Below are 5,232 nucleotides of genomic sequence, written 5' to 3'. Positions count from 1 at the left end.
TTGGCACCCTGCACGAAGCAGTTCAGCACGTTGCCGTGGCTCGTCGCCGCGCCCGCCAGCACCCGCCCGCCGGGGCAGAACTTCTTGTCGGCCATGAGCGCGAAAAAGCGCTCGGCGTAGTGGTCCCGGCTCTCCTCCGGCTCGGGGCTGGCTACCCAGCCCGCCACGCGGCGGAACATGCCGAAGACGTCTTCGTCTCCCGGCTGGAAGTACTGACGCTTGGCGATGGCGAGCGCGTGCTCGTCAAAGATTCGCTTAACTTCACTACCAACTGCGGGTGACTTCGCCATTATACCCCTCCTACTGTATGATTGACCGGATCAACTTACTTTCATGGATGTGATAGATTTTGATGACTATATATCGGTAAAGCGCGATATAATGTCAAATATTTTATCCTTGGTACTATATGTAGCATCTTTGATATGCTTCTCCATAATTTGCAATACAATGAGCTTGAGAGGTTTGCTGACGAAACCTGATTATGGTATTTTGCCCTACCATAATCACAAGTATGCGAACCGGCTTCTTGTATTAATTAAGGCGAGTTGCTGATTTTTGAGTTTTTCTCTGTGAATCAGCGGCTCGTCTTAATTGGGTGTAGATCGACGATGACCTTGTACTTTTTTGCTACCTCTTTTATGAGGCTTCACCGGCACAATCTTTTTTCCTTCTCTCGTCTTTGCCATGACTTCACCTCCTCTCAAAACAAACCTCTCTAAAGCTCAACCAAGTCTATCACCTACAATATGTTGTATGCAAGTGTAATTTCCGTCCACCTAATGTATGTGGCATGCGGCACAGCAAGGCAAACTGTTGCATATCTTATAGACAGTAAAACCGGATAAGGCCAGCACTGCGGCGGAGCCATCGGCAGCTATGGTCAAGGTGCTGACCAGCAGTTGCGCATCTGCGGCATCGAGCGGCAGCCGGGCTAGTGGCGGAAGTGGCGTCTGCCGGTAAAGACCATCGCCAGGCCGTGCTCGTCGGCGGCTTTGATCACCTCGCCGTCGCGAACCGAGCCGCCGGGCTGGATGACGGCTGTAGCGCCCGCCGCGGCCGCCGCGTCGAGGCCGTCGCGAAAGGGGTAGAAGGCGTCGCTGGCGCAGGCGCCGCCCTGGGCGCGCCCCGCTGCCTTCCGCGCGGCCAGTTCGGCGGCGTCCACCCGGCTCTGCTGGCCCGCGCCGACGCCCACCGCCTGAAGGTCCTTGACCAGCACGATGGCGTTGGACTTGGTGCGCGCGCAGATCCGCCAGGCGAGCTCCAAGTCGCGCCACTCGTCTTCCGTCGGCGCCCTCTCGGTGACGACCCGCCAGGCGGCGCGGTCAATGACGACGCGGTCCGGCTCCTGAACGAGAAAGCCGCCACCCAAGGGCCTCAGCTCGAGCCCCTGCTCCTGCGGCGCGGGCGCCTCTATGACGCGCATGGTCTTGCGCTTGGTGGCAAAGCGGGCCAAAGCTCCCTCCTCGAAGCCCGGCGCGATGAGCACGTCCGCCTTGGGCTTGGCGGTGATTTCCGCTGCCAGGTTCTCGCTCACCGGCCGGTTGAGGGCGATGACGCCGCCGAAGGCCGACTTTGGATCGGCGGCAAAGGCGCGTTCGTAGGCCGCGGCGATATCGTCTGCCACCGCCACGCCGCAGGGATTGGCGTGCTTGACGATGACGGCGGCGGGTGTCTCGCTCAGCTCATGGGCGAGCTCCCAGGCTGCCTCGGCGTCGAAGAGGTTGAGGTAGCTGAGCGCCACGCCACCGTGCTGCACCGCCTCGTCCCAGAGGCCGCGCTGTCCTGTCTCGCGGTAACGGGCGCCCCGCTGGTGCGGGTTCTCGCCGTAGCGGAGGATGTCGGCGCGCTCGAGCGCCAGGTGCAAGGTGGGCGGCAGCGGTTCCTCGCCACTTTCACCGTCCAGCCAGGTCACGATGGCGGCGTCGTAGGCGGCGGTGTGAGCAAAGGCCTTGCGGGCCAGGCGGCGGCGCAGCTCGAGGCTCACCTCGCCCGAGAGCGCTTGGGCGACCTCGTCGTAGTCGGCCGGGTCGCAGAGCGGCAGGACGCCAGCGTGATTTTTGGCGGCAGCGCGGAGCATGGCTAGGCCGCCGATGTCGATGGTCTCGACGGCCTCGGCGAAGCTGGCGCCTCTGGCAACGGTTTCACGGAAGGGGTAAAGGTTGACGGCCACCAGGTCCACGGGCGCAATCCCCTGCGCCGTAAGCTCCGACAGATGCCCCTCCTCGCGCTTGGCGAGGATGCCGCCGTGAATCTTCGGGTGCAGGGTCTTGACCCGGCCGTTCAAGATCTCAGGAAAGCCGGTGATGTCGGAGGCGTAGCGGACCGGCAGGCCGGCGGCCTGAAGGGTCTTATGGGTGCCGCCCGTGGAGACCACTTCGAAACCCAAGGCCACGAGACCTCGCGCCAGGGCCTCGATGCCCGTCTTGTCCGACACGCTCAGGAGTGCTCGCCTCATAAGGGCCCAGTTTAACAGGGAAGAGGCTCGAGTCGTGCTCGAGCCTCAAACGATCGGGTCGCCGATGATGGTTACTGGTCGGCGGGTGCTTCCTCTTCCTCGCTGTCGGCTGCGCCCAGGGACTCGCCCTCGGAGACCTCGACCTCGCCCGTCTCCACGTCCTCCACTGCGGTTGTTTCCACCTCGGCTGTTTCCGTCTCGGTGGCTTCCGTTTCGGTTACCTCGGTGTCTGCCGGCGTGTCGGTAGGAGTGATCTCCTCCGGGGTCGGCGCCTCGTCGTCGGCTGTCTCCGTGTCCACGGGCTCGGCGTCCACGGGCTCGGCGTCCACGGGCTCGTCCATCAGGCCCTCGAGCGGATCGAACGGCTGCGGCTCGGTCTGCACCGCGTAGAACTCTTCGACCTCGATGCGCTCGCGCAGGCCGTCCAGCCATTCCTGACGCAGCTCGGCACGCTTGTCGGCTTCGATGGCGCTCCGCACCTGGTCGCGAACCTCGTCGAGCGGGTGCACGGTTTCGGGCGTGCGCGAGGCGACGAGGACGACGTAGCGCTCGCGCGTTGCAGCGGGCTGATCCGCCTCGTCCTCGGCGGCGGTCATCTCGGCGGCGGCCTCATCCTCCTGCGCGTCCGTCTCTGCCTCTTCGGCGGTCTCGGTATCAGCGGTCTCGGTATCAGCGGTCTCGGTATCTTCCACCGGGGCGGGCTCGCTCACCACCAGCACCTCGGAGACCTCGCGGCCGTCCTCGAGGGTCTCGAGGTCATCTGTCTCGAAGAGGGCGCGGTCGAGTTCGGGGCTCAGGGTGTCGGGGCCGACCGTGCCCAGGTCCTCGAGCTCGCCACCTTGCGCCGCGGCGGCGTCCTCCGGGCTTTCGCCCTCCAAGACGGCGCTGCGAAAGGCCCGGGCGCTCTCCTCGTCGTCGAAGAGGGCGCGCGTAGTCGCCGCGCTGGCGAGAACCGTGTAGCGGCCCTGGTTGGCCTGATAGTAGGCCGCTATCTCCTCGTCCGTGACCTCGACATCCTGGCTCACGTAGTTGAGCGCACTGCTGGCGACCTGCTGGCGCGAGCCGAGGAAGGTCAGGGGCAAGTCCTGGGCTCCCTGGTAGGCGAGTTCCTCCTCGATGAGCTGGTTGAGGACGGTGGGCTTGAAAAAGCTGCTGATGATCGAGGCGTTGTCAGGGGTCAAAAACTGCTGGATCTGCTGGTTGCCGTAGGTGTAGTGGGCCAGTTCGGAGGCCATGATCTCGTGGCCGCCGACGCGGGCGACGGGGCGGTCGTCGTAGCTGTAGGCGGCCTCTTCGGGCACGATGATGTCAGCATTGGCGCGCAGATTTTCAAAGGCGCGCTCGAGCTCGGCGTTGCGCTTGGCCGCCAGCGCGTCCTCGCGCACCTCTTCCTCGACCTCTTCAAAGGCCTGGGTCTGGGCGGGGAGGTAGTCCTCGACCGCTACGACGTAGTAGCGTTCGCCCGACTGAATCACCTCGGTGGTGCCGGGGCCGCGCAGGCCAAAGGCGGCGTCGGTGACACCGGTGGGTAGGGCCGCACGGCCGACGGGCCGGGGCTCGGTGCTGCCCTCGCCGGCGCCGATGGCGCCGTCACGTTCGGGGTTGACCAGCGAATGCTCGCGAGCCAGCGCCGCGAAGTCCTCGCCGTCCAAGGCCCGCGCGTGCAGCTCCTGAGCCGTCTCGGCGTCCTCGACGACGATCTGCCGGGCGCGGACGCGCTCCTCGCTGCGGTAAGCCTCCTGGTTCGCCTCGTAAAAGCTGCGCACCTCGTCGTCGGTGACCGCCACGCCCTCGCTGAGGCTGTCGATGAAGCGCTGCTGGCGCAGTTGCTCCTCCATCGTCCGCCGGAAGCTGGCGTCGGTGTGGCCCATGCGGCCGATGGCGGCCAGATAGGCCTGGTCGTTCTGACGCCCGGCCACGTTGTTTTCGCGCCGCCAGTCGTCGACCGCCTGGCGCACCTCGCCGCTCGAAACCCGCTCTCCCGCCGAAGCCTGCCTGAGCAGCTCGCGGTCGATGAGCCCGTCGATCAAGAGGAGCTGCAGGTCGTCGCCGACCTCGCCCTCTTGCACGCTGGCGAAGGTGGGGCTGTTCTGCCGGGCCAGGGCGACCTGCTGGTCGGTGATCGGCTGGTCGTTGACGATCACCACCGGGCTCTCGAGGATGTCCTGGCGCCCGCCGAAGAGGCCGCCGGCCGTCGGCGTGAACATAACTACCATACCCACGAGCAGACCGATGGCCAGGGCCCACATGATGATGACGTTGGTTTTCCTACTGAGTCTCATGAGCTTGACTTCCTCCCGATAGAGTGCTAGTTTTTGGTTCTACGCGCCCGTAGCTCAGCCGGATAGAGTGTTCGCCTCCGGAGCGAAAGGTCACAGGTTCGAATCCTGTCGGGCGCACCAGTCCCTTCCAGGTTTAGGCGGCGTCCCGACAGAACCAGTGTGCGGGACGCCGCCTTCTTTGTAATGATGAGTTTACCATGTTCCTATGACAGCGGGGTTAAAGTCGGCGACCTCCTGTGGGGGCGGGCCTTTGGCGAGCGAGCGTCGCGCGCTTCGGTAACAGCGGGCGTGCCCTGCTAGACTGGGAACCCGGCCGTTAGGGCGGCGAGGAGACGAGATGACGACGAGATGACAGAGCACCCGCATATCACCGTGATCGGCGCCGGCATGGCCGGCAGCGACGCCGCCCTGGCGGCCGCCGGGCTGGGCGTCAGGGTCGAACTCTTCGAGATGCGGCCCAAGAAGATGACGCCCGCGCACCACACCGACGCC

At 64.9% G+C, this 5,232-nt stretch carries 4 protein-coding genes and 1 tRNA gene; 2 read left to right on the top strand and 3 right to left on the bottom strand.

From position 1 onward, the window contains the following. The 3 genes from M3498_16550 to M3498_16540 form a co-directional block, all read right to left on the bottom strand. Window positions 1-290: hypothetical protein (locus M3498_16550; protein MDQ3460880.1), on the bottom strand; the 290-nt coding region annotated here is incomplete at its 3' end. Window positions 291-934: 644 nt separating this feature from the next. Further along, window positions 935-2,458: a bifunctional phosphoribosylaminoimidazolecarboxamide formyltransferase/IMP cyclohydrolase gene (gene purH / locus M3498_16545; GenBank protein MDQ3460879.1), complete on the bottom strand. Its 1,524-nt coding sequence runs from the start codon at window positions 2,456-2,458 to the stop codon at window positions 935-937. 71 nt (window positions 2,459-2,529) lie between these two features. Continuing rightward, complete coding sequence (locus M3498_16540; protein ID MDQ3460878.1) at window positions 2,530-4,740, bottom strand: peptidyl-prolyl cis-trans isomerase; 2,211 nt, start codon at window positions 4,738-4,740, stop codon at window positions 2,530-2,532. Window positions 4,741-4,783: 43 nt separating this feature from the next. Between M3498_16540 and M3498_16535 the strand changes: the two genes are divergently transcribed. Both M3498_16535 and M3498_16530 read left to right on the top strand, forming a co-directional pair. Beyond that, window positions 4,784-4,860 (top strand) — tRNA-Arg (locus M3498_16535). 228 nt (window positions 4,861-5,088) lie between these two features. Beyond that, window positions 5,089-5,232, top strand: a 144-nt coding sequence (locus tag M3498_16530) for an FAD-dependent oxidoreductase (protein ID MDQ3460877.1), incomplete at its 3' end; no start/stop codon positions are given.

It is taken from the genome of Deinococcota bacterium (assembly GCA_030858465.1).
GTDB lineage: Bacteria > Deinococcota > Deinococci > Deinococcales > Trueperaceae > JALZLY01.
This window is presented reverse-complemented; position numbering and strand designations above follow the sequence as displayed.